Origin of the sequence: Catenuloplanes japonicus (assembly GCF_000717135.1) — a bacterium.
GTDB classification, from domain to species: Bacteria; Actinomycetota; Actinomycetes; order Mycobacteriales; family Micromonosporaceae; genus Catenuloplanes; species Catenuloplanes japonicus.
This window is the reverse complement of record NZ_JNXY01000011.1, coordinates 79,420-103,981: the sequence shown is the minus strand read 5'-3', so window position 1 is coordinate 103,981 and position 24,562 is coordinate 79,420. Positions and strand designations below refer to the sequence as shown.

15 protein-coding genes are annotated in these 24,562 nt (G+C 73.8%); 7 read left to right on the top strand and 8 right to left on the bottom strand.

Translation table 11 applies throughout. The features are described from left to right. Window positions 1-73 precede the first annotated feature (73 nt). The 3 genes from OP04_RS18425 (at window position 74) to OP04_RS18415 (ending at window position 2,133) form a co-directional block, all read left to right on the top strand. A complete protein-coding gene (locus OP04_RS18425; protein WP_033340952.1) occupies window positions 74-853 on the top strand; it encodes a DeoR/GlpR family DNA-binding transcription regulator in 780 nt (259 codons plus the stop codon). Between the two features lie 142 nt (window positions 854-995). Further along, on the top strand, window positions 996-1,469 hold the full coding sequence (locus OP04_RS18420; RefSeq protein ID WP_085066563.1) for a peptidoglycan-binding domain-containing protein: 474 nt from the start codon (window positions 996-998) through the stop codon (window positions 1,467-1,469). 226 nt (window positions 1,470-1,695) lie between these two features. After that, entirely contained in the window at window positions 1,696-2,133 is a 438-nt protein-coding gene (locus tag OP04_RS18415) for a hypothetical protein (protein ID WP_033340950.1), read from the top strand. A 78-nt stretch (window positions 2,134-2,211) separates the two neighbouring features. Here OP04_RS18415 and OP04_RS18410 read toward each other — a convergent pair whose 3' ends face one another. The 6 genes from OP04_RS18410 to OP04_RS18385 form a co-directional block, all read right to left on the bottom strand. Then, window positions 2,212-3,102 carry an NAD-dependent epimerase/dehydratase family protein gene (locus OP04_RS18410; protein WP_033340949.1) on the bottom strand — a complete coding sequence of 297 codons (891 nt, stop codon included), beginning with the start codon at window positions 3,100-3,102 and terminating at the stop codon, window positions 2,212-2,214. Window positions 3,103-3,160: 58 nt separating this feature from the next. After that, complete coding sequence (locus OP04_RS18405) at window positions 3,161-7,687, bottom strand: FtsK/SpoIIIE domain-containing protein (protein WP_033340948.1); 4,527 nt, start codon at window positions 7,685-7,687, stop codon at window positions 3,161-3,163. Between the two features lie 440 nt (window positions 7,688-8,127). Further along, complete coding sequence (locus tag OP04_RS49805) at window positions 8,128-9,765, bottom strand: hypothetical protein (RefSeq protein ID WP_051798261.1); 1,638 nt, start codon at window positions 9,763-9,765, stop codon at window positions 8,128-8,130. Further along, window positions 9,762-10,295: a sigma-70 family RNA polymerase sigma factor gene (locus OP04_RS18395; protein ID WP_051798259.1), complete on the bottom strand. Its 534-nt coding sequence runs from the start codon at window positions 10,293-10,295 to the stop codon at window positions 9,762-9,764. The genes OP04_RS49805 and OP04_RS18395 overlap by 4 nt, the downstream gene beginning before the upstream one ends. 180 nt (window positions 10,296-10,475) lie before the next feature. Next, entirely contained in the window at window positions 10,476-10,781 is a 306-nt protein-coding gene (locus tag OP04_RS18390) for a WXG100 family type VII secretion target (RefSeq protein WP_033340947.1), read from the bottom strand. A 26-nt stretch (window positions 10,782-10,807) separates the two neighbouring features. After that, on the bottom strand, window positions 10,808-11,635 hold the full coding sequence (locus OP04_RS18385) for a hypothetical protein (RefSeq protein ID WP_033340946.1): 828 nt from the start codon (window positions 11,633-11,635) through the stop codon (window positions 10,808-10,810). A 111-nt stretch (window positions 11,636-11,746) separates the two neighbouring features. On the opposite strand from OP04_RS18385, the gene OP04_RS18380 reads away from it, so the two are divergent. From OP04_RS18380 to OP04_RS18365, 4 genes are all read left to right on the top strand, one after another. Then, entirely contained in the window at window positions 11,747-19,111 is a 7,365-nt protein-coding gene (locus tag OP04_RS18380) for a hypothetical protein (RefSeq protein ID WP_033340945.1), read from the top strand. Then, entirely contained in the window at window positions 19,108-21,525 is a 2,418-nt protein-coding gene (locus OP04_RS18375) for a right-handed parallel beta-helix repeat-containing protein (protein ID WP_033340944.1), read from the top strand. The genes OP04_RS18380 and OP04_RS18375 overlap by 4 nt, the downstream gene beginning before the upstream one ends. Next, window positions 21,525-22,088, top strand: a complete 564-nt coding sequence (locus tag OP04_RS18370; protein ID WP_033340943.1) for an RICIN domain-containing protein — start codon at window positions 21,525-21,527, stop codon at window positions 22,086-22,088. The genes OP04_RS18375 and OP04_RS18370 overlap by 1 nt, the downstream gene beginning before the upstream one ends. A 79-nt stretch (window positions 22,089-22,167) precedes the next feature. Beyond that, window positions 22,168-22,881 (top strand): SDR family NAD(P)-dependent oxidoreductase, encoded by a 714-nt coding sequence (locus tag OP04_RS18365; RefSeq protein WP_033340942.1) that lies wholly within the window; start codon window positions 22,168-22,170, stop codon window positions 22,879-22,881. 25 nt (window positions 22,882-22,906) lie between these two features. Here OP04_RS18365 and OP04_RS54675 read toward each other — a convergent pair whose 3' ends face one another. Together OP04_RS54675 and OP04_RS18355 are read right to left on the bottom strand one after the other, a co-directional pair. Continuing rightward, window positions 22,907-23,809 (bottom strand): helix-turn-helix domain-containing protein, encoded by a 903-nt coding sequence (locus OP04_RS54675; protein ID WP_033340941.1) that lies wholly within the window; start codon window positions 23,807-23,809, stop codon window positions 22,907-22,909. A 257-nt stretch (window positions 23,810-24,066) separates the two neighbouring features. Next, complete coding sequence (locus OP04_RS18355; protein WP_033340940.1) at window positions 24,067-24,477, bottom strand: Dabb family protein; 411 nt, start codon at window positions 24,475-24,477, stop codon at window positions 24,067-24,069. Window positions 24,478-24,562 lie beyond the last annotated feature (85 nt).

Below are 24,562 nucleotides of genomic sequence, written 5' to 3'. Positions count from 1 at the left end.
CGAGCAACGCAATGAGCGAGCAACCGGCTCAGCACCGGCCACGGCGCGACCGCAGCAGGCGCGGAGCTCCGGCATGAGCCGGCAGCACTCGGCGTCCCGGCGCGACCGGATCGTGGAACTGGCCGCCTCCAACGGGCTGACCAGCGTCGAGGAGCTCTCGTCGACGTTCGGCGTGACACCGTCCACCATCCGGCGCGACCTCCAGCTGCTCACCGCACAGGGCAAACTCGCCCGGACGTACGGTGGCGCGCTCAGCCTCGAACCCCACCCCGAGGCGTCGCTCCGCCAGCGGCTCGGCGACGAGTTCGAGGCGAAACGCGCGATCGCGGCCTGGGCGGCCCGCCAGATCGTCGACGGCGAGAGCATCCTGCTCGACGCCGGCTCCACCACCGCCGCGCTCGCCGAGCCGCTGACCACGTTCCGGAACCTGTCGGTCTCCCTGATCGGCCTCACCGCGCTCGACGTGCTCGCCGAGTGCGACACCATCGAGATCGTGCTGCTCGGCGGCCGGCTGCGCCCGATCAGCCAGAGCTTCATCGGCCCGGTCACCGAGGTCGCGCTGGAACGGATGTCGTTCGACCGGGCGTTCATGGGCGCGGACGGTGTGCGCGCGGACCGCGGCATCAACGAGAAGGACCTGGAGCAGACGCGGCTCAAGGAGCTGATGATGAGCCGCGCGACGCACGTCTACGTGCTGGCGCACGGCGCGAAGATCGGACAGGCCCCGTTCCACGCCTGGGCGGTCATGCCGCCCCGCTGGACGCTGGTCACCGACACGTCCGCGCCGGAGCACGAGCTGGACCGCTTCCGCGAGCGCAACATCGAGATAGTGGTGGTGGAGCCGGCGGCCTGACCTGCTGCCGTCTTCCCCCCAGGGCCGTGGCATTCTCGCGGGACGGTGCGCCCCGGCCGCAACGGCACCCGGACACCGTGCAGACTCCGCGAAACGTCGGACAGTGGACAGCACGAAAGGCATCGATGTCCATGATGAAGTAATGAGACTGAGTTCGCGCTTCACCAGCGCATTCGGCCGACGTGCGGCAATCGCTGCGGTGGCCATCCTCACCATCGCCACCATGTCCGCCGCCCCGTCCACGGCCCAGGCGGCAACCACACCGTCGACGCTCGCCACACCGCAGTGCACCGACGCCGTTCAGATGATCAACAGCGGAGCCGGCCCCCTGGTCTGGGTTCCGGTCGGCCCCGGATCGGTTTCGCCCTGCTGGATGCTGGAGGGCAACGTCAGCCGGGGCGTCTGGGCGCTGCAGCGCGCCCTGAACGCCTGCTTCTCCATGGGGCTGAGCGAGGACTGGCAATTCGGCCCGAAAACCAAGGCGGCACTGAAGACCGTGCAGGGGCGCATCGGCGCGATCGCTGACGGTGGCTACGGCCCTGACACCTACGGCAACTTCGGGTTCAAGTTCAGCAACGCCAACAGCTCCGACGGCCGCCCCTGCGGCCGTCCATGAGCGGTCCCAGGTCGTACGCCGGGTAGCTGATCCGTTGCCGGACAGCCCGAACACCACTGATGGCGATACCCAGGGGTTCGAGGCCAGGTCACCGTCACGATCGGCGGCCAGGCCTCGGACGCCCGCCCGACTCCCGCGGCGCCGCCTGCACCACCGCCGGATCCCGCGTCGTGACGCCGGGCCCGCGGCGCCGCAGGCGCGAACGCCGCCATGAAAGCATGTCGATGTGAAGAGTGACGTGCTGCGCCATCGGTTCATCGTCCCGGCGGCGCCCGACGTGGTGGTCTCGCACCTGATGGAGCCGGAGAGCTACGTCGGGCTCAACGGCCTGGTGATCGCCGTCCGGGACATCCGCGAGGAGGACGGGGGCACCGTCGCCTACACGGCGATCGAGCGGCTGCCGCTGCTCGGGTTCCACTTCCACAGTCAGCTCAGGGTCCGTGTCCGGCGGGAGGAGGACGGCACCCGGTTCGTCATGGAGGTCGGCACCCGGGGAGGGGTGGCGGTCCACATCGAGACCAGCGTCGCGCCCGCGCCCGAGGGGTCGCTGGCGGACGACACGATCACGCTGACCGCCGCCGCGCCGGTACGGGCGTACGCCCGCAGGCAGGCGCGCGCCGGTCAGCTGCACCGGGCCCGGACCCTGGCGGCCCGGCTGGCCTGACCGGCCTTCGGCCCGGACGGCACGGGCCCGGCGTCAGCCATGGCTGCTCCTCCGCGCCGCCGGGCCGTACCCCCGTGGTCAGGGTTGGAAGGTCTGCGCGAACGCGGGGCCCAGGGATCGGCCGGAGAGCGGCTCGATGTAGAGGCCGGTGAGCGCGAGCCGGGCGAAGTGGCGCGGGTCGGTGCCGGACTCCAGCCTGCGGGCGGAGAGCAGCGCCTTGCCCAGGGCCAGCGGGAGCCGGACCGCCGGGGCCGGCAGGCGGTGCACCGTGCGGGGGCGGCCGACCGCGACGGCCATCCGGGTGAGCAGGTCCCGCCAGCTCAGGTTCTCGTCCGAGACGGGCAGATCCTCGCTGCTCGCCCGGTCCAGCGCGTCCACGGCGGTCTCGGCCACGCCGCGCGCGGAGACCGCCGCGGTCCCGCCGCCGGGCGCGAACAGCGGCGCGCCCGATCTCGCCCAGCGGGCCAGCGGCGGCGACCAGTTCGGCAGGCGGTCACCGGCGCGGCCGAACACGAACGGCAGCTCGATCACCGCGACCGGCAGCCCGGTCGAACGCGCCTCCCGCGCCTGCGCGACCCGGCCACGGATGTACGGGTGCCGGTCGGTCAGCCTCCACTCCGGACGGAGCCGGTCGAAGTACGTGTAGTACGAGCCCATCAGCACGCCGCTGACCACGCCCTCCTCCCGTGCGGCCGCGAAGAGCCGGGTCACCGGGCCGACCATCGCGGCATGCATCACCGGGTAGGCCGGCTTCGGCAGCGGCCGCTGCTCGTCGGTCCGGGCCGCGTAGACGACGCCGTCCTGCCCGGCCGTCATGCCCCGCAGCTGCGCGTCGGTGGCCCGCCCGAGGTCCACGACGTGATCGGCGTGTGCCCTGGCCACCGTGGTCACCGTGTGCCCACGTTCGCGCAGCACGTCCACGACGTGCGCGCCGATCAGCCCGCTCCCGCCCGCAACGAGAACCTTCACTCCACGGTCTCCTTCACCTCGGCCCCGCCCGACGGTACGCGAGCGGTGGCGACGCGGTTCAGGAGCGCAGCTCGGTGAACGGTACCTGCACCGACGCGGCCGCCCCGCCCGGCGCGGTGGTGAAGCCGCGGCCGATCGGGAACGCGGTGCGGACCTGGCTGGTGGTGAGCCGTACGCCGATGATGTCGCCCTCCGTCGTGGACCGGGGCGCGAGCAGCACGCCCTGCCGGGCCCGCTTGGCCGAGTGCAGCCAGGAGGCCAGTGCCAGGTTGAGCGCGTCCAGCGCCCCCGCGTACACGATCGCCATCCCCCGGTCCCGGCCGGACGCGGCGACCTCCTTGAGCACCCGGTCCGCGGCCGGGTTGCCGAGCAGATCGGCGTCGTCGACGATCACCACGCGCGGGCCGTCGAACGCCTTCAGCGCCTCCTGCACCTCGTCCGCGGACGGGTCGGCGGCGGTGAGCAGGCGGACCTGCGGGTGCCGGGCGAGCGCGCGCAGCGGTGACTCGCGCGGGGTCAGCACGATCAGCGAGGTGCCGCCGGCCAGCAGTGACACGGCCGCGGACGCGAGCGCGTTGCTGCGGCCGCTGCCGGAGGCGCCGCCGATCAGGAACGCGGACGTGGTGGTCAGGTCCACGCCGAGCACGCCGCCCTCGTCGCCGCCGACGCCGAGCAGTGCCCACATCGGACGGCGGTGCTCCGCCGGCACCAGGTCGTAGGCGGCGGTGAAGTCGACGCGGGCCGGGATGCCCGCGACCGTGAACGGCCCGGGGCCGGTCCTCACCGTGCGAGCGGCGATCTTCCGGACCGCTTCGGCCTGGCCCTGGCCGCTCTCGTCCGCGGACAGCAGCGCCACCTGAGTCTCGGTGCGCGACAGCACGTGCCAGCCGCGCCCGGCCGGGATGTGGTCCGGTACCTTGCTGGGCAGGATGCCGACCAGCTGGTAGTCGTTGCGGTCGGCCTGGCGCAGCAGCAGCTTGTGGTCGTTGTGCGCGGCGAGCCGGCCGCCGAGCAGCGCGCGCTCGGACGAGGCGATCACGTGGATACCGGCGGCGGCGCCCTCGCGTACCAGGCGGGTGATGTCGCCGACGAGCTGGCCGTGGTCGTGCTCGTCCAGGATCGGGGAGAGCGCGTCCCAGCCGTCGATGAGCAGCAGCAGGTGCGGCGGGCGTTTGTCGACCGGCAGCTGACGGCGCAGCTCGACGAGGCCGGCGCAGCCCGCGGCCGCGGCCGCCTCCTGCCGGGTGGTGAGTTCGCGGATGAGGCGGCGCAGCAGGCGTTCCATCCGTTCCATGTCGTGCCGGGAGACGATCGCGCCGCAGTGCGGCAGCGCCTCCAGTGCGGCGAGCGCGCCACCGGCGGCGTCGATGCCGTAGAGGTGCACGTCCCGGACGGCGCACCGGGCGGCGGCGGAGGCGGCGATGGTGCGCAGCACCTGGGAGCGTCCGGTCCGCGGTGCGCCGATCACGTAGAGGTGGCCGAACGTGGTCAGGTCGACGGTGGCGACCCGGCGTTCCTGCAGCGCGGGGATGTCCTCCAGCGCGTACGGGATCGGCGGCGGCACGCTGCTGCCCCCGACCGGCGGCAGGTCGTCCAGCAGCACCACGTCGTCCAGCGCGGGCAGCCACGGGCTGGGCTGCCGCTCGTAGTCGGTCAGCGTGTCCGCGGCCTCGCCGATCGCGGCGACCAGCGCCTGCAGGTCGGTGGGGGCGGGTTCGCCGACGGTCTCCTCGTCGTCGTCCGGGGCCGACGGCAGTTCCGCGGGCCGGCCCAGCCGGGCCATCGGCAGTTCCACGGCCCGTACCGTCGCGGTTCTCGACACCTCGGCGGTACCCGGGCGGGAGGCGCCGACCCAGGCGGACTGGAACGGTGCCGCGTTGCGGTGCCCGTAGCGGACCAGCGCGCGGCCCGGTGTGGACGGCGAGATGTGCACCGCCTCGGCGGTGTCGATGATGTCCTGGCTCTCCACCGCGTCGGTGACGCGCAGCGCGATGCGCAGGTTCGTGTTCGCCTTGATGTCCGGGGTGACCGCGCCGGCCGGGCGCTGGGTGGCGAGGATCAGGTGGATGCCGAGCGACCGGCCGCGTTGCGCGATGCTGATCAGGCCGGGTACGAAGTCCGGCACCTCGCGGACGAGCGTGGCGAACTCGTCGATGACCAGCAGCAGTCGCGGCAGCCGGGGCAGGGCCGGGTCGGCGGCGCGTTTCTGCCGGTACGCCGGGTGGTCCTTCGCCTCGACCTGCGCGAGGATCCGTTCCCGGCGTCGTAGTTCCGCGCCGAGCGAGTCGAGCGCGCGCCCGACCAGGTGCGCGTCCAGGTCGGTGACCATGCCGAGCGTGTGCGGCAGCCCGGCGCACTCCCGGAACGCGCTGCCGCCCTTGTAGTCGACCAGCACGAACGCGAGCTCGTCGGGCCGGTTCGCCGCGGCCAGCGACACCACCATGGACTGCAGCAGCTCGGACTTGCCGGAGCCGGTGGTGCCGGCGACCAGGCCGTGCGGCCCGTCGCGGACCAGGTCCAGTGCGAGCGGGCCGTCGTATCCGGTGCCGACCAGGAAGCTGGTGCTGGCCGGGCGTTTCTGCCAGCGGGCCACGAGCTTCGCCGGGTCCGGCGGTTCCTGGTCGAGCAGGTCCAGCAGTTTGACCTGGCCGGGCAGGCCGGAGTCGTTGTCCGGGCTGACGTCCCGGATCGGTGCGAGCGCGCGGGCGACCGGCTCGCACCAGTCCGCGCGCACCAGGTCCGCGCGGATGCCGGTCACGTCCGGCAGGCCGGTGCGGCGCAGCGTGAGTGACGGGCCGGTCAGCGACACGACCGCGCCGCACTCCTCCGGCAGCAGCCGTTCCTGCTCGTCCAGGCAGATGCTGAAGATCCGTACCCGCGGGCCGTCCGCGAGGATCTGCACCATGCCGGGCACGTCGCGCAGCCGGCGCGCGCCGTCCGCGATCACCACGATGTCCGGGTCGGTGAACATGGCGCGGCCCATCGACGAGCCGAGGATCCGCTGCCGGGCCTGCACGGCGGCGACGAGTTCCGCGACCCGGCTGGCGACGCTCTCCGGGTCGGCGCCGATGCCGGCGACCGGGCCGTTCGCGGCCAGCGGGCGGGCGTGCGGCAGCCAGCGTGTCCAGGCCCAGCCGGCGGCGCGCTGCGGCACGGTCAGCACCACCACGCGGACGTCGCGCGGGCTGTGCAGCACCGCGGTCTGGGTGATCAGCCAGCGGGCGAGCGCCTGCACGGACTCGCCGGTGCCGGCGACGCCGAGCACGCCGACCTCGGTCAGTTCGGTGCCGGCCGGCGCGTCCCGCACGGTCCAGCGGACCTGGCGGTGGTTCTCGTCGCGGGCCGGGTCGTCGATCTCGGTCACCGACGGCAGGTCGACCGTGCCGAGGCGCAGCAGCAGGTGGTCGGGGTCGCGGCGGCGGCGTTCCCAGAGCAGTCCGCCGGGGCCGGTGGCGGCCAGGCCGGCGGTGGCCGGGTCCGGGCTGCTGCGTTGCCGGACCGCGCGCTCGTGGTGCACGGCGGTGCGGACCTCGTCCTCCAGCGTGCGCCGCCGCAGCCGGTACTGCCGCCACGCCTCCAGCTGCTGCCGCCGGTTCGTGCGTTTGCCGGCCATCCAGTTGCCGATCGCCATCGCGGGTGTGAACGCGATGAACGCGAGGTAGAAGTAGGACTTGAACAGGCCGACCATGACCAGGCCCATGACCACCGGCGCGGCGAGCATGAGCAGCGGGAACGGCAGCCGGGACAGCCGGGTCGGCGGGTTCGGCAGCCGTACCCGTTCGGCCTCGACGTGCGGCACCATCCGCGGCGGCCGGTTGTAGTCCACCCCGATCCCGTCCGCCGCCGCCTCCACGGCCGCGTCCGGCTCGAACAGGCGCCGCACCCGCAGCAGCGCGGACCCGACGACCAGCTCACCGCCGTCCGGCAGCGCGTGCGGGTCGCCAAGGTCAAGATCAACATCATCCGGGGGTACGACGTCAGCGCCGCGACTCTCCGGCGGCGTCCGGTCCAGCGGCAGTCCGAGGATCGGGTCGACCTCCGGCGGCGGGAGCAGACCGGCCGGGCGTACCGCGTCCTCGTCCTCGAAGCCCGGCTCCCGGTGCCAGGTCACCGCGCCGTCCGGCGCCACGGTCAGCCACACGCCGCCGTCCGGCACGCCGGGGCCGGCCAGCGGGACAGCGCAGCGCGGATCCGCGCCGACCTCGTAGGAGCCGATGCCGAGCAGCCAGGTGCGGCCCGCGTCCGGGCCGGAGACCAGGTGCAGTTCGGTCAGGGCCGGGCCGGCCAGCGGCGCGGGCGCGCGCACCGGGTCCGGCTCCACGACCGGGCCGCCGATGCCGATCACCGCGCCGGGACGGATGCCGCTGCCGCGCACCGGCGCCTCGGGGTCCAGGGCCGTCTCGCCGAGGTACGCGGTCCGCGCGGCACCGTCTGCCAGGAACCCGTCCAGCCCGCCCCTGCCCGGATCGACCGGGCTCGCCACGGCCGCGACCAGGTCGCCGACCGTGCCGTTCTCGGGCAGTTCGACCAGGTGGTCCCGGCGCACTCCGCGCGCGGTCTCCACCGACGTCACCGTCAGCCGCATCGGCCAGATCCGTTCCGTAGTTCCGATCCGTCCCGCCGGTGGTGCCGGCGGTCGTCATACCGGGTTGATCAGTGCGCGTCACGGCCGTGCTCCGGGCGTCGGTCACGTCGTGCTGACGACGTCGACGGCGTCCGGTCGCTGGCGGCCGGCCCGGCGGAGGTCAGGCCCGCAGCCAGCTCGGCGAACGTCCGGCCCACTGCCGGCTGGGCGGGCGGCCGGCCCACAGCCAGCTCGGCGAACGTCCGGCCACAGCCAGCTCGGCGAACGTCCGGCCCACAGCCGACCCGGCGAACGTCCGGCCCGCAGCCGGCCGGGCGGGCGGCCGGCCCACAGCCGGCCCAGCGGAGGTCCGGCCCACGGCCGGCTCGACGGATCTCCGGCCCGCGGCCGGCCCGCAGTCGGCCGGCGTGGCGCGCTCGCCGGTGTTCGTGGGCGGCCCATCAGCGGTGCTGTTCCTCTGCGCGGCCGCCCGCGGCGGAGACGCCCCACCGGGCGGTGTCGTCGAGCGGCGCTTCCTCCTCATCGGACTCGCGGACCGGGACCGGGGCGGGGTGCGCCTCGTCCCAGCCGGACTCGCCGCTGAGCACACCCCCGGGACGGCGTTCACCGTCGCGACCCCGGCCGCCGCCTCGCGCGTCACCGGCTCGTTCGTCACCGGCCCGCACGCCGCTTCGCTCGCCGCCGGGCTGCCCGCCGCCTCGTTCACCGCTTCGCTCCCCGCCGGACCGCTTTCCGCGCCGTCCGCCGCTTTGTTCGCCCCTGGCCTGCTCGCCGCGCCGTCCGCCGCCGGCCCGCGCGCCGTCGACCGGCTCCCCGTCACCGCTCGCGGTGCCGTGGGACGCGGCGGCAGGCGTGTCGGCGCGGGCCTCGACGTGTCCGTCCGCGTGCGTGGCCGTCGGTTCCGCGCGGCTTCCGGCGTACCCTCCGGCCTGCCTCTCGGTTTTGATCTTGGGTGTGCGGGTGGCCGCCGGGGACGGCTGGGGCGCGTGTGCGGAACGGCCGAGCGTGGTCAGGTCCGGCTCGGCTTCCGCGGGGACGTGCGGTGAGGGCGGCGGCGGGGGTGCGGGCAGCGGCGGGAGGGCCACGGAGGAGACCGCGACCGGCCCGTCCGCCTGTGCGGTGCGGTAGAAGGCGGGCGCGATGACCGGTGGGAGGCCGCCGGCCGTGCGGGCCACCGCGGGCGCGAGCGAGAGCACGTCCCAGGCGAGCGGCGTGCCGGCGAGCGTGGCGGCGCCGAGGCGTTCGGTGGTGACCAGCCAGGCGTGGCCGTGCGCGCGGCCGGTCGTGATCAGCCGGGCCGGGCCGTCCGCCGGGGACGTGGCCAGCGCTGCCGGGGAGTCCGCCGTGACCGCGAACGACAGCCGGCCGCCGGCGGCCCGGTGGCGCACCGCGGACCAGACCTCGGCCGCGGGCGGGCCGTCGAACCGCGGGTGCACGCCCTCGCCGACGGTGACGCCGCCGGGCAGGCGCGTGTCCAGCTGGGCCGCGACCGACCGCTGCAGGAGACGCGCTGTCGCGGGGTCGCCGCCGAGGACCAGCGAGGCCGGGCCGGCGCACAGGTCCAGCAGTACGGCGAACGGTTCGGGGCCGGTGTCGTCCAGGCCGACGGCGGTGAGCATGGGCGCGGCGAGGCCGGTGAGGTCGCCGAGGTCGGCGCGCGGGCACCACCAGAGGCGGGGGTCGTCCGGGTCGGCGTGCCACGAGCCGGGTGCCGGGCCGCCCGCGACGAGGACGCCGACGGTGGCGTGGCCGAGCAGTACGGCGTACGGGTGGGCGCCCGTGCTCCGGGCCAGGTCCAGCGCGCGTTCCGCGTCCCGCCAGGAGCGCGCGTCGCCGAGCAGCCGGGCCAGGTGCCGCAGCCGGCGCCGGTGGCGCAGCAGCCGGCGGACCGGGTCGATGAACGCCCGGACGGTGAGCGTGATCTCGCGGCCGATCCGGCGCCGGACCACCGCGGCTCCGCCCGCGCGCCGGACCAGCCGGGACAGCAGGACCAGCGCGAGGACGAGCAGTCCGACGCCGAGCAGGACCGTGGTGATCAGGGTCCGATGTGTACTGAGCCAGCTCAGGATGCCGCTCACGCCGCCACTCCGCTGTATCGGGTCTCGTCGTCGCCGAGTGCGCGGCGAAGCGCGCGCACGGCGCCGTGGGTCCGGGATTTGACCGTGCCGGCCGGGATGCGCAGCCGTCCGGCCACGTCGTCGCCGGAGCGGCCCATCAGGTGCACGTGGCCGAGGATCTCGCGGTGTCCCGGGGGGAGGTCGCGCAGGCCGGCGAGTAGTTGTACCCGGTCGGGCACCACGTCGGCCGGGTCGCCGCCGGCGCGTTCCGGGAACGCGTCCGCCGCGAGCCCGACCGGGACCGTGCGGTCCTTGCGCCACTCGTCGATCACGATGTTGCGCGCGATGCGGAACAGCCATTGGCGGATCGGCCGTTCGCGCCAGTCCAGCGCGTCGCGGTGCTGCCAGGCGCGCAGCAGCGTCTCCTGGACGACGTCCTCGATGTGCGGGGCCTGCGGGCCGAGCAGCCGCGCCACGTATCGGTGCAGCGCCACCCGCTGGTCTACCAGGTGCAGGGCCACGATCTCGCCGTCCACGGCCAGCCTCTCCACTGTGGTGCTGTGCCGCCCGGCGGACGGTCAGGCACACAGTAAGGTCGGCGCCACGAACAAAACTCTACGGAAGGTGAACAGACGCTTACTTCTAGACGTTATGTTTGGGCGTTTTGGTACCCAAAGGGCGAATCCACAGTGGTGCCCCCGCCGCACGGACGAGGGCACCGCACCGGACGGTCAGCTGCCGGCGGACTTGATCTTGCCGGCCATCTCGGTGTCCATCTCCTGCATCGAGTTCTTGATGTCGCGGAACTGCTTGGCGAAGTCGTTGATGCCCTTCATCGCCGCGAGCAGGCTGGTGTTGAACTTGTCGTACGACTCCTTCATCGCGGGGCTGGACTGCTGGAAGACCAGGCCGTCCTCGAGCAGGTTCCCCACGTCGCTACGCAGCGACTCGAGCATCGGGAGGATGTCGCGCACGGCGCCGTCGAGGCGGCCGGACGTCGCCTCGATCTTCTCGTAGTCGAGGGAGATGTTGGGCATGGTCGCTCCTTGCGGGTAGGGGTGGGTCAGTCCTCGACCTCTTGCCAGGAGGCGTAGCGGTCGGGGCGGGTGTGCGTCGTGACCGTGCCCTCGGCGTCGGTGGAGGTCATGGTGCCGCCGCCGGACTCGTTGAGCGTGATCACGGTGTGCGTGGTGCTGCCGTCGCCGGCGGTCGTGTCCGTGACCGAGGAGCCGTGCTCGCCGGTGGTGGTGACCGAGTGCGTGGTGCTGCCGTCCCCGTACACCGTGTCGGTGGTCTGGACGTTGCCGCTGTAGCTGGTCGTGGACGTGTAGCGCTGGTCGCCGGCGACGACCGTGGTCTGCTCCTTGACGACGTTGTTGTTCGCGTCCAGCGTCAGGTCCGTGGTGACCGAGCCGTTCGCGGTCTCCACCGTGTAGTGCGTGGGCGGCGCGCCCGGGTCGGTGGCGGAGCAGAAGTCGGGCATCTTCCCCTCGGCGTCCGGCACGCACTCCGACCGGTGGCCCTGCAGGTAGTCCCAGGCCTCCTTGTCGCTGCGCCACTCGTCGAGGCCGAGGCTGGCGCCCATCATGCCCATGCCGTTGGCGATCTGCGCGTCCACGTCGAAGTAGCCGTCCGCGACCGCGCCGAAGATGTCGCCGAGCTGGCGCAGATCCTCCTCGGCCTTGCCCATCGGTGACTTCGACCGCAGGTAGAGGCTGCGGAACGCGCTGCCCAGCGTCGCGTTCCCGAAGACGGTGTCCGCGTCGCCGTAGGAGCTGCCCACGGCCGCGAACGCGGAGTCCTTGAGTTGGGGTCCGATCCGGTCGGCGAGCGCGTGCAGGTCCTTGCGCGCCTCGTGCAGAAGTCCGTAGTCGATCGCGAAGTCCGGCATGCCCTGTCCACGTGCGAGCGCCGGTTCCGGTTCGCGCTCGCCGACGGGCGAACCGGAATCGGCGCTCGCACGTGGACATCACGAGTCCGCCGAGCAGAGGAGCGCGACGCCATGCCTCGCCCCACCGACTGGAACGTGCTCGGCCTCGGCGGCGACCCGACCGCGGGCGACCCGGCCCGCATCGACGAGGTCGTCACGTCCATCAGGAACCTCGGCCAGACCGCGCGCGAGGTCGACAACGGGCTCGCGGCCGTGCTGGAGAAGAACGGCGAGGACGCGTTCGTCGGCGCGACCGCGGACGCGCTCCGGGAGAAGATCTCCGGCCGGCTGCGCGGGTTCGTGCAGAGCATCGCGGAGGCGTTCGAGTGGTCGTCCGCGGCACTCAACACCTACGTCGGCGTGATGCGCGACGAGCAGTGGCGGGCGGACAACGCGCTCAACCAGGCGCGCGGCCTGCCGGACGGCGACGCGCAGAAGGACTCGCTGAAGGCCACCGCGAAGGCGGCCGGTGAGGCCCAGTCACGGGCGGCGACCACGGCCACGGCCGAGATCCGGCGGGCGTACAACAACATCAAGCAGCCGGTCGACGCGTGCGAGGAGTTCTGGGAGATCTTCAAGTGGATCGCGATCGCGCTGATCCTGCCCGCGCTCATCTTCGGCGGCCCGGTCGCGCTGCTCGCGATCGGTGTCAACCTGGTGCTGTTCATCAAGACCGCGGTCGACTTCGCCAACGGCAAGGCCAGCGCGCTGGAGTTCTTCCTGTCCGCGCTCGGCATCCTGGCCCCGACCACCCGCGCGGTGCCGGTCTTCCAGCTGATCAAGGCGGGCGCGCAGGCGACCTGGAAGGGCATCCAGAAGGGCGCGTTCGCGGTCTTCCAGTTCTTCAAGAACGGCTTCCGGCAGGTGATCAGCCACCCGTTCGTCCTGTTCCCCGGCCTGCGCGACCTCGTGCACGTCAGCGGCAGCTGGGTCAAGGGCGGCGGCCTCTGGGTGCGCGGCGGCCTGGGACAGCTGCCCGCGCTGGCCGGCACGTTCGTCTCCAAGGCCGGGCTGACCGTCGTCAACGGCATCAAGGGGATCCCCGCGTTCGCCGCGACGATCCCGCCGGCGATGCGCTCGTTCGGCTCGTCGACCGTGACGTTCCTGAACCGGGAGTTCGGCGGGAACCGCTGGCTGCGGCTGTTCCTGCCGGCCGAGGCGGACGAGCTCTACATGGGCGTGTGGAAGGCGACGAGGCTGGCCGTGGTCGACCGCGGCTTCCAGGGCAAGCACATCTTCGGCCTGCCCAAGCCGCACGTCTTCCTGCCGGAGCAGTCGGTCGACCCGGTGTCGCTGCGGATGACCGAGCTGCGCTCCGGCGGCCTGGCCGCGCCGTCGCACCTGAGCATGCCGCAGCTCGGCTCGCTGGACCGGCTCGGCTCCTTCGACCCGCCGTCGCTCAACGTCTTCACCGCCTTCGGGGACTCGTTCACGTACTCCGGGGACGCGGTCCGCGGCTTCGACGCGCTGGTCGACTCCCCGGTCGGCAACCTGTCGCAGCTACGGATCGGGGAATGGGCGGACCGCGGCGGTTCCTCGCTGGCCGGCACGGACCGGGCGCTCGGCGTCAGCTCGACCGTGCACATCCCGTCCACCTCGTTCCGGGGCCTGGACCTCGCGACCGGGCCCGCGGTCAGCCACTCGTTCACGGCACCGACCGGCGTGGGCGCGCACCTGACGGACTTCACCGGGTCCGCGGTCGGCGCCCAGCACATCTCGATGGACCTGGGCAGTTCCACGATCAAGCAGCTGACCGCGCCGCCGCCGCTCGGCGTCACCGCGATCCACGCGGCCCCGGCCCCGGTCGTGCACGCGACCGGCACGGCCGACAACCTGGTGGACCTGGGCTCGTTCTCCACCGCCGGGAAGCTCGCCGGGCCGTCGCCGTCCGCGCAGTTCCATGCGCTGGACCTGGTCAAGGGCGCGGACACCACGTCGGCGCACGCGCTCGGCAGCATCAGCACGCCGACGGCGGGCCGGATCGCGGACGCCACGTCCGGCGTGGCCGGCGCGCAGCACGTCGCGCTCGACCTGGGCGCGGCCACGGTCCGGCAGGCCCCGGCGCCGTCCGCGTCGACGCCCGCGGTCACCGCGACCGGGCACACCGGCCCGCTGTCCACGGTGGACGACCTCACATCCACGGGGGTACGGGCGGCGCCGTCACCCTCCCCGGTCACCCGGACGACGAGCGGGCCGCCGCCGACCGTGCAGTCGATGATCGTGTCGCCGGGCGGGATGACCACGCACGCGGGCCCGCCCCCGACGGCGCTCACCCAGGCCCCGCCGCCGTCGGCCGCGCTGGTCCAGGCCGGGCCGCCGCCTGCGTCCGTGCACCAGCTCGTCGTGTCCGGGCCGGTCACGCACTCCCCCGCCGGGCCCGCGCCGGTCGCGCACTCCTCCGCCGTACCCTCGAATGATCTCGGGGTGGTCCGGTCCGGTCAGCGGCCGACCGGGGCGGAGCTGGACGCGGCGTGGCGGCGCGACTCCGACCTGCGGGCCGATCTGTTCGGCAAGGCCGACGACCCCTCGCGGCAGCACAAGCTGGAGACCTGGGCCGGGTACGAGAAGGCCCGCGGCGACCTCGGCCGGCTCGAAGGCGAGTGGAACGCGCTGCGCGACCGCGTCGGCGAGTCGTCGAAGGGCCCGGGGCCGTACGAGATCGCGGTCGGCAAGGCCTACGACGCCGCGGTGCTGCGCGTCGACCGGATCGAACGTGACCTGCACAAGCTCGGCATCAATCCGTCCTCGATGGACGCGAGGCTGACCCGGATCACGATGGACTCGCTCAAGGAACGTCCGCGCCTGCTCGGCGGCGGTGGCAACACGTCGAAGGTCGCCGCGGAGGCTCCGGCCGTCACGGTGCAGCTGGCGGACACCGGGCGCCGGGTCGAGGTGACCGGCACGGACGGCGCGGTCACGCTGCGCGTCGTGGACGGGGACGGCGACCCGGTGCCCGGCCTGACCGCGATGCCGCACGGCAACGGCTTCCAGGTGATCGAGAGCGGCGGCGGGTTCCGCCGGTACGACGTGGACGGCAACGTCACCGCGACCGGCGTGCCGTTCCGCGAGCTGGACGGCGGCCTGGCCCCGGAGGGCACGATCGTCACCCAGGCGGGCACCGGCGCGCGCGGTTTCGAGACCCCGGCCGGTTTCCAGGCGATCGATCTCGGCAACGGCCGGTTCCAGCTCAACGGCGTGGACGGCTTCCGCCGCTTCGGTGCCGACGGCGCGCTGCTGGAGACCGGCCGCCCGCTCGGTGTCGCGGCGGACGGCACGCTGGTCACCACCACGACCGGCGTCCGCACGCTGGAGACGCCGCCGGGCCTGACCGTGACCCGGCTCGACAACGGCTACCAGGTCGGGGACGCGACCGGCTTCCGCCGGTACGACACCGACGGCGCCCACCTCTCGACCGGCTCGCCGCTGCGCAACGCCGACGGCAGCACCTCGCACCTGGTCACGCCGGTCAGCGGGCCGGGCCACGTCGAGGCGCCGCCCGGCCTGACGGTGACGATGCGGGCCGACGGTTTCGACATCGGTGACGCGGCACAGTTCCGCCGGTTCGGCGCGGACGGCACCGCGACCGCGACCGGCACGGTGCTGCGCGACGCCGGCGGCAACCCGCTCCCCGGCCGGTTCGCGGTCCGGCCCGAGGGCGGCGGCCCGGTCCGGATCGAGACCGGAGCCGGGTTCCGGACCGCACCGCACGGCGGCGGCTTCCAGGTCACGGACACGGCCACGACCGGGTTCCACCGCTTCGACGCCAACGGGGGCCTGGCCTCGACCGGGCGTCCGCTGCCGCACGCCGGCGACGGCCACCTGGTCACCAATGCCGCCGGGGTCCGCACCGTCGAGGCCGGCCCCGGTCTCACGCTCACCCGCGTCGACGACAGCCACCAGGTCGGCGACGCGACCGGTTTCCGGCGCTACGACGACAACGGCGTGCACGTGTCCACCGGCGCCCCGCTGCGCAACGGCGACGGCTCCCCCGCGGGCGACGGCCACCTGGTCACCGCCGCCAACGGCGACCGGCACCTGGAGCCCGCGCCCGGCCTCACGGTCACGCCGCACGGCGGTGCCTACCAGGTCGGTGACGCGGCGCAGTTCCGCCGGTTCGGCGCGGACGGCACCGCGACCGCGAACGGCACGGTGCTGCGCGACGCCGGCGGCAACCCGCTCCCCGGCCGGTTCGCGGTCCGGGCCGAGGGCGGCGGGCCGGTGCACCTCGAGGCCGGAGCCGGATTCAGGATCGACCCGCGCGCCGGCGGCGGCTTCCAGGTCACGGACACGGCCACGACCGCGTTCCACCGCTTCGACGCCAACGGTGCCCACGTCGCGCACGGCGTCCCGCTGGGCAACGCGGCCGGCCGGTCCGGCGGCGACTTCGTGGTGGCCGGGGCGGGCGCGAGCCGGGTGGAGACGCGCCTCGGCGACAACCTGCCCGGCCTGACCGTGACGCCGCGGGCCGGCGGCGGGTTCCGGGTCGGGGACACGCTCGGCGTGCGCAACGGTGAGTGGCGGGACTTCGACGCGGCCGGGGCGCTGGAACACCAGTCGTACAACCTGGTCCGTAACGGCCGGGCGACCGGCGACGCGTTCGTGGTCGACGTCGGCAACGGCAGCTGGCGGCTGCATCAGGGCGGGACGCCGGTCAACGGCGGCCACCACTTCACGCACGGGAAGATCGACACGGCCGGCGCGGACCACGGCCGGATCCGGCTGACCACGGAGAACAGGGTCGAGGTGTTCGACCGGCGGATGATCCCGGGCGGCTCCACGCTCGACATGGTCCGCCGGTTCGGTGACGACTTCGGCAAGACCGGCCAGCGCCCGCACTGGACGGAGATCTCCACCCAGGGCACGGTCGTCGACCACGGCGTGCGGCGATTCGACACGGACGCGGCCGGCTGGCGGAACATCAGCCACGACGGCGCGGTCAAGCACGAGATCCGGACCGCGATCGGCAAGGGCGACGTGGTCGGCATCCGCGGCCCGATCGGCCACTGGACCTGGAACCGGTTCGACGAGCACGGCGCCCGCGTCGGCCACGGCACGCGCGAGCTGCAGACCGGCGGCGGCTGGACCGACAAGGTCACCGGCGGCGGCATCGCCCAGCGGCAGCACAGCATGCTGCACGGGCCGGACACGGCGGGCCTCTACAAGCAGTTCGACCTCGACGGCGCCGGCGTCCCGCAGAACACGTGGAAGAGCCAGTCGCCGCACGGCAAGGACATGGGCAAGGTCGACACGCTGTCCAACGGCAACCGGCTGGAGACCAGCCGGTGGACCGAGCAGCGGCCGCCGCAGTGGGTGCGGAACATGATCAAAGAGGGCAACACGGTCTTCGACACGCACCGCTTCCTGCGTACCGACACGAAGTTCCAGATCTTCAAGTGGACCGAGACCACGCCGGGCGGCGTGTCCGCGAACGGCTTGCGGTTCGTCGGGATGAACGACAGCTTCTACGACTTCAACAGCGTCGGGCGCCTGATTCGGTACGAGGGGAAGCTGGACAACGGGAACACGCTGAAGGTCGGCGACAACCTGTTCGCGGCGCCGCCGGCCCGGCCACCGGGCGGCCGGCTGCCGTGGACCGAGGGAAACGGCAAGCTCTCCGGCTACCGGGTCGACGTGCCGCCGGGCGGTCCGCACCCCGGCCGCGTGTGGGAGGACCGGTTCCAGGCCGCCGGCGGGCAGTGGCGGGTCGCGCGCGCCGGCATGGACGACGGGACGGTCATCCACTACGAGCGGCCGCCCGCCGTGGGCGCCGCGTCCGACGACATCGCCACCCGGTCGCAGGCGTTCGAGGGCACCGGCGCCTGGACCCGCAAGGACATGCACGGGCAGATCGTCGGCCGCTCCGACCGGTGGCCGGGCGGGCATCGTATCGAAGCGAACGGCCCTTCCTCCGAAGGCAAGTGGAACTGGTCCGGCTACGACGCCCGGACCGACAGCCGCCGCTGGACCTGGACCGACCACAATGCCGGCCCCGGGCAGCCCGCGAACGGCATCCGGGAGTACGGCCGCGGCTTCAACGGCCCGCACACCACGTTCGACGACTCGTTCCGCGACACGGCCCGGATCGGCGACCTGGATCACCCGGTGCGCGAGCGCCGGATGCTCGACGGCGGCGGCTACGTCGACTCGTGGCGCACCGCGGACGCGGCCGGCGGCGGCCACCACTGGGAGTGGCGCAAGATCGACAAGCACGGCCGGATCGTCGACTACGGTGCCGGTCAGACCACCCGCCAGTGGCTTGACCCGGGCACCGGCACCTGGCAGGCGGACTGGGCCGCAGGCGCCTCCCGGTGGCGCGACGTCGCCCCGAACGGGGCCACGGTCCGGGAGATCCCGGAGCACTCGATCTCCGGCCGGGTCCGCGAGTACGCCGCCGGCGACACCAACCTCACGGTCACCCAGGGCGTGTGGAAGGAGTTCGACCTCGGCACGATCGTCCGGGAACGCAAGCGGTTCGGCACCGGGTTCCTGGAGTCCGAGGCGTGGCGCAGCCAGTGGCGGCAGTACGACGTGAACGGCATCGTCGTGGCCCGGCGCACCGACAACGGCTACGTGTACCAGGGGGACCGGATCGTCGGCCGGGAGCTGGACTACCGCGGCCCGGTCACCGAGATCCGCGGCTGGAACCGGCGCATCCGCGAGGCCCAGCGGATGCCGTTCGGCGGCACGGCCGGGATCGGCGCGACCGCGGAGGCGCTCTACACGCCGTACTGGAAGCTGGCGATGCAGAAGTTCGGTATGGAGTTCACGCAGGAATTCCTGCTGGAATTCGCCGCGAACATCGGCGTCAACGCGATCGTCGACGCGATCAACGGCACCCAGTTCAACGGCAAGGACGTGCTGAAGGCGTTCGCGAACGCGGCGGTCGGCGCCGGCATCAAGACCTCGGCCGGCGCGCTCGTGCACGACAACCGGTTCGGGCCGCTGCAGCGTACCGGCGACCTGAAGTCCGGCCTGGCGAACATCGACGGCGGCAAGTCGTGGTACCGCAAGCCGCTCAACCACGACAAACACTGGGGCAACGAATGGGCCGGTAACGAGGTGGCCACCCGGTGGCGCGGCGGCACCTACGACTTCGGCTTCAACATCCCGGTCACGGCCCTGACCGGTTTCGTCAACGGCGCGATGAACGCCAACGTCTTCGGCATCACCACCGCGAACGGCGAGACGGTCTACCTGACCGGGATGGCCGCGGTCCACGAGGGCGGGCTGGCCGCCGCCGCGGGCGTCACCGGCGCGGTGACCAGCGGCATCCTCAAGGCCGGCTTCTTCTCCGGTCTCGGCGGGCGCGCGTTCCACCGCCAGGGCGTCGCCGAGTTCGCGTTCCAGCTGCCGTGGCGCATCGCCGAGAAGACGCTCACGTCGACCCTGCTCAAGGAGTTCCGCATGCACGACAACCCCTGGTACTACGCGGCATGAGCGCGGTCACCACCCTCAAGCGCAAGGCCAGGCTGGCCGACGCGATCCGGGCCGCCAAGCCCGGCGAGACGATCCTGATCCCGCCCGGCGAGTACCACGAGAGCCTGGTCCTCGACCGGCCGGTCACGCTGCGCGCCGAACACGGTCCGGGCAGCGTGCGCCTCACCGCCGCCGTCACCGTCCGCGCCGCGGACTGCGTTCTTCAGGACGTGACGGTACGCGGGGAGGACCCGTCCCGCCCGGTCGTGTCCGTCGGCGCGGACGGCGGCCTGGCGCTGCGCGGCTGCACGGTCCGTGACGGGCACGTGGAGGCGTCCGGCGCGGCCGTGCTGCTGCTCGAGCGCTGCGAGCTGTCCGGCCCGGTCCCGTACGCGATCCGGGTGTACGGCGAGGCCCGCGCCGAGGCCGACGACCTGCGCATCGGCCCGGTCGCCGGCAGCGCGGTGCTGATCGCCGACGACGCCGTGTTCACCGCGCACCGGCTGCGCACGCACGCCACCCGCGGCTCTGCGGTCCGGGTCCGCGGCCGTGCCCGGCTGCGCCTGGTCGACGCCCGCCTGGACGGCTCCAGCCGGGCCGGGCTGCGCGTCGAGGACGACGGCGTCGCCACCGCCACCGACACCGTGATCCACGCGGGCGCGGTCGGCCTGCAGCTGTCCGACGCCGCCTCGGTGCAGCTGGAGGGGTGCCGCATCGACGGCGCCTCGGCCAGCGCGATCGTGGTCGCGGACCGTGCCCAGCTGTCCGCCGTGGACTGCGTGATCCGGCGGGCCGGCGCGAACGCGCTGCTGGCCACCGGCACCGGCCGGGCCGTGCTCACCGACTGCCGCCTCGACGACGCCCGCTACTCCGCGGTGCACGCGGCCGCGTCCGCGGTGGTGCAGCTGGCCAGGGTCCGGGTCCGGGGCGGCGCCGAGCACGGCGTGCACGCGGTCGAGGGGTCCCGCGTCGAGATGGTCGACTGCGACCTGCGCGAACTCGCCATGAACGGCGTGCACTCCGAGGCGCGGGCCGCGGTCGCGGCGCAGGGCTGCCGGGTCAGCGAGACCGAGGTCGGCCTGCGGCTGGCCTCGTCCGTGCCCGCGGAGATCACCGAGTGCGTGGTGCAGCGCCCCCGGCGGGTCGGCGTCGAGGTGGCCACCGGCGCGGCGGCCACGCTGATCCAGGTGCGGGTGGACGCGCCGGGCGTGGCCGGGATGGTCCTGGACAGCGCCGAGCCGATCCGGGTCGAGGGCGGCAGCATCAGCGACAGCGCCGGGTCCGGGCTGGTCTGCTGGACCGACGCGCGACCGGACGTGACCGGGCTGCGCATCGACGGGGCCAGGAAGAACGGCGTGTACGTCGCGGAGGGCGGCGGCGGCACGTACACCCGCTGCGAGGTGCGCGCGTCCGGGTACGCGGCCGTGCACGTCGGCGCGCGGGCCCAGCCCGTCTTCGACGGCTGCCGCCTGCTGGACGTGCCGGCCGAGATGACGGTCGACGAGGGCGCGGCACCGCGCATGTCGGGTTCCCCGGCCCCGGCGCCCGTGTCGCCCGGCCTGCCCGCTCCTCCCCCGGTCCCGGGCGCCCCGCTCGACCCGGAGCCCGCCGAGGAGAACCTGGAGGACCTGCTCGGCGAACTCGGCGAACTCGTCGGCCTGGAACGCGTCAAACGCGACGTGCACACCATGGTCAAGCTGATGCAGACGGTCCGGCTGCGCGAGGAGGCCGGCCTGCCCGCGCCGCCGCTCAGCCGCCACCTCGTCTTCGCCGGGAACCCCGGCACCGGCAAGACCACGGTCGCCCGCCTCTACGGCCGGCTGCTCAAGGCGCTCGGCCTGCTGCGCCGCGGCCACCTGGTCGAGGTCGACCGCAGCGCGCTCGTCGGCGAGTACGTCGGCCACACCGGCCCGAAGACCACCGCGGCCGTCACCCGCGCGCTCGGCGGCGTGCTGTTCATCGACGAGGCGTACTCGCTCGTCCCGCAGAACGGCGGCAACGACTTCGCCCAGGAGGCGATCGCGACCCTGGTCAAGCTGATGGAGGACCACCGCGACGACGTCGTGGTCATCGCGGCCGGCTACCCCGACGAGATGGGCCGCTTCATCGGCGCGAACCCCGGCCTCGCCTCCCGCTTCACCCGCACCCTCGAGTTCGACGACTACGTGGCGGAAGAACTCGTGTCCATCGTCGAGCACCAGGCCGCCGGCCACCGCTACGAGATGACCGCGGACGCCCGTACCGCGCTGACCGGCATGTTCGACGCGATGCCGCGCGGCGCCGGTTTCGGCAACGGCCGCCTGGCCCGCCAGGTCTTCCAGGAGATGACCGAACGCCAGGCCCAGCGCGTCGCCGAACTGGCCGACGTCAGTGCCGCCGAACTCGTCGTCCTCGACCTCGCCGACCTGCCACCGCACCGCACCGGGAGCCACTGATGCCCGCATTCGCCGACACCTTCGCCCGGCACCCGGGCACCCCGCGCCGCCCGTTCCTGCCCGGCCCGCGCGTCTGGTCCGTACTCGGCGCCGCCCTGCTCGTCACGGTGGCCGCCACCGGCGCGACGCTCGCCGTCCACCGCGACGCCGAGCCCGCCGCCGTCGCCGCGCCGCCGTCGCCCTCCGCACCCGCCATCCCGGGCCGGCTGCTGGTCAACGCGCTCACCGGCCTCTGCCTCACCGCCGGCGACAGAATCACGGTCCAGCCCTGCGACCCCGCCGCCGTCACCCAGCACTGGGACCAGCAGAAGGACGGCACGCTCCGGACGTCCGGCCTCTGCCTCGGCGCGGTCGGCGGATCCACCGACGAGCGGGCGCCGATGCAGGTCACGGCCTGCGACGGCGGGGCGGGGCAGCTGTGGCAGGTGCTCGCCTCCGGCCGCCTGCTCGGCCGCCACTCGACCACGTGCCTGACCCTGAAAGACCTCGGCACCGCCGCGGGAACCCCGATCCACACCATGTCCTGCGCGAAGACGGCCGACTTCAACTGGACGTGGAGGTAGCGGCATTGTCGCAAATGTCCCGGGCAGCGTGACGCGGACGTCCAAGTCCGCGGCCAGGTGCGCTCCTACGGTTGCCGCCATGAGTGTTATCGCCATTGTCGGCGCGGGTTCCCTGATGGGCCGCGCCATCGCCACGCGCTTCGCCGCGGAGGGCTTCGACGTCGCGCTGATCGCCCGGGGCCGGGGCGCGCTCGACGACATCGCCGCCGGCATCGACGGCGTCCGGGTGGGGGTCTTCCCGGCGGACATCACCGACCGGGCGGCGCTGACCGGTGCGCTGGCCGAGGCCGAGGAGCGGCTCGGGCCGATCGAGGTGCTGGAGTTCTCGCCGACGCCACGCCCGGCGGACCTCGCCGTCGCGCCGTTCACCGACGCGGCGGACACCTCCGTGGAGGCGCTGGCACCGCACATCGAGCTGCACCTCTACGGCAGCGTCGCGGCCGTCCGGCAGGTGCTGCCCGGCATGATCGCGCGGGGCTCCGGCACGATCCTGCTGACGGCCGGCGCGGTGTCGAGCCGGATGATCGTCCCGCAGATCGCCAACGTCAGCATCGCCGTCTCCGCACTGCGCAACTACGCGCTGAACCTGCACGCCGGGCTGGCCGGGACGGGCGTGCACGCGGCGCACGTGTCGATCGCGGCCAACATCGGCCAGGGCCGGCCCGGCTCCGAGCCGGACGTCATCGCCGAGGAGTACTGGAGGCTGCACGTCACCCACGCCGAGTCCGACCTCTTCTACCAGGATCTCGACGACGGCCCGGTGCAGCTCTCGGACCGGTACACCGCCGGCTGAGCCGCGCGATCGCACCGGTGCCGCGTCACCGGCGGGTGGCGCTCGGCACGTGACCGTAGCGCCGCTTGTAGGCCCTGGTCAGATGGCTGCCGTCGGTGAAGTGCCAGCGTGCCGCGATCTCCGTGACGCTCAGGCCGCCGGCGGCGACATCGTGGCGTGCCCGTTCCAGGCGCCGGTCCCGGATGTACGTGGCCACGCTCGTGCCCGTACCGGCGAAAGCCCTCTGCAGGGTACGCAGGGAGACGTGGAACTCCCGCGCGAGCATCGCCGGGGTGAGGCCGCGGTCGGCGAGCCGTTCATCGGCCAGCCGCTTCGCGGCCTCGGCCAGCGCGGGTGCCAGCGAGGGCTCCGTGTCGTCGAACCCGCCCCGGGGCACGGCCCGCGTGAGTGCGACCAGGGCGTCACGGGCGGCCCGGAGCCCGGCGGGCCCGAGGCCGGGGAGGGTCAGGTGCAGCATCTCGGCGTGCGCCGCAGCCAGCCGGACCTCCGGCGTCAGCGCCGGGCCGGCCACCGGGCCCGGGTCGAGCTCGGCGGCCGGCATCGCGATGTGCAGGGAACTGGTGCCCGGCTCGGAGACGAAGCGCGTCGTCGCACCGTGGTGCAGCAGGAACTGCCCGGCCCGTACGGTGAGCGCGGTACCGCGCCTCGGGTCGTGCAGCGTCCAGCCGCCGCGCCGCACGATCCACAGCCGGGCCCGGCCCGCGGTCGCGTCGGGCATGCCCACAGTGGTGATGACGGGCGCGCGGTCGACCCGGCTGATCACCACGTCGTCGAGCCGGGCCAGCGGGTCCGCCCCGCGCCAGCCCGCCACGGTCGCCGGGGCGAAGGCCGGCAGCCGGAAGCCCTCGCCCATCATCGCGTCCCAGCGGCGCTGGAACACGGCGAACTCGTCGGCCCGCTCCGGCGGCGGCACCGTGGTGGTGAGCATGACCCCGACGATAGACCCGCCGCCGGGAGGCGTCCTGGCCTGCGCCCGGCCGGGCCCGGTGCGCTGACCGGCGGCGGGCCGCGCGACCGGCGCCGGTGGGCCCTTGCGCCGCGGAACCGGCTCCGATGCGGCGTGCGGAGCGCAGGCGGAGCCCGCCGCGAGGTTTGCCCGCGGGAGCATGCGGGCCGGACCACGCCGGAAGCGGGAAATCCTGGAAGGTTTGCGCGTGATCCGGCGGCGCGCGGTGCCGCGGCCCGTTACGGTCGCTCGTCGACGCCCGCGCCGAGGTAGGTGGGCACGTCGGCGAGCAGGCCGGAGACCTCCGGGCTGTGGGCGTTGCGGCGGCGGTGCAGGTCGGCGATCTTGTCGGCCAGGGCGGGATCGTCGTCGTCGCTGATGTCGAAGATCTGCATGTTCTCGATGAGCTCGAGGCCGATCAGGTCGGTGCGGAGCGTGGCCGGGTGGATCAGGAACTCGAACATGCCGTCGAGGTCGTCGAAGACGAACGTCGCGCCGTACTCGAACTCGCCGCCGTGGTCGCGGCCGACGACCCAGGAGCGCACGGACGGCACCGACCGGCCCGTCTCCCGCCAGCTCTCCAGCGCCGCCTCGGCCTGCGCGGGTGACGCGGTCTTCTTCAGCGCGGCGCGAATGACGTGGTAGATCATCTCTTGCTCCTCGGTTTCTAACGTTGTTAGATTTCCTAACGCCGTTAACTTAGAGGCGCGGCCGGGCACCGTCAAGCGGGACGGT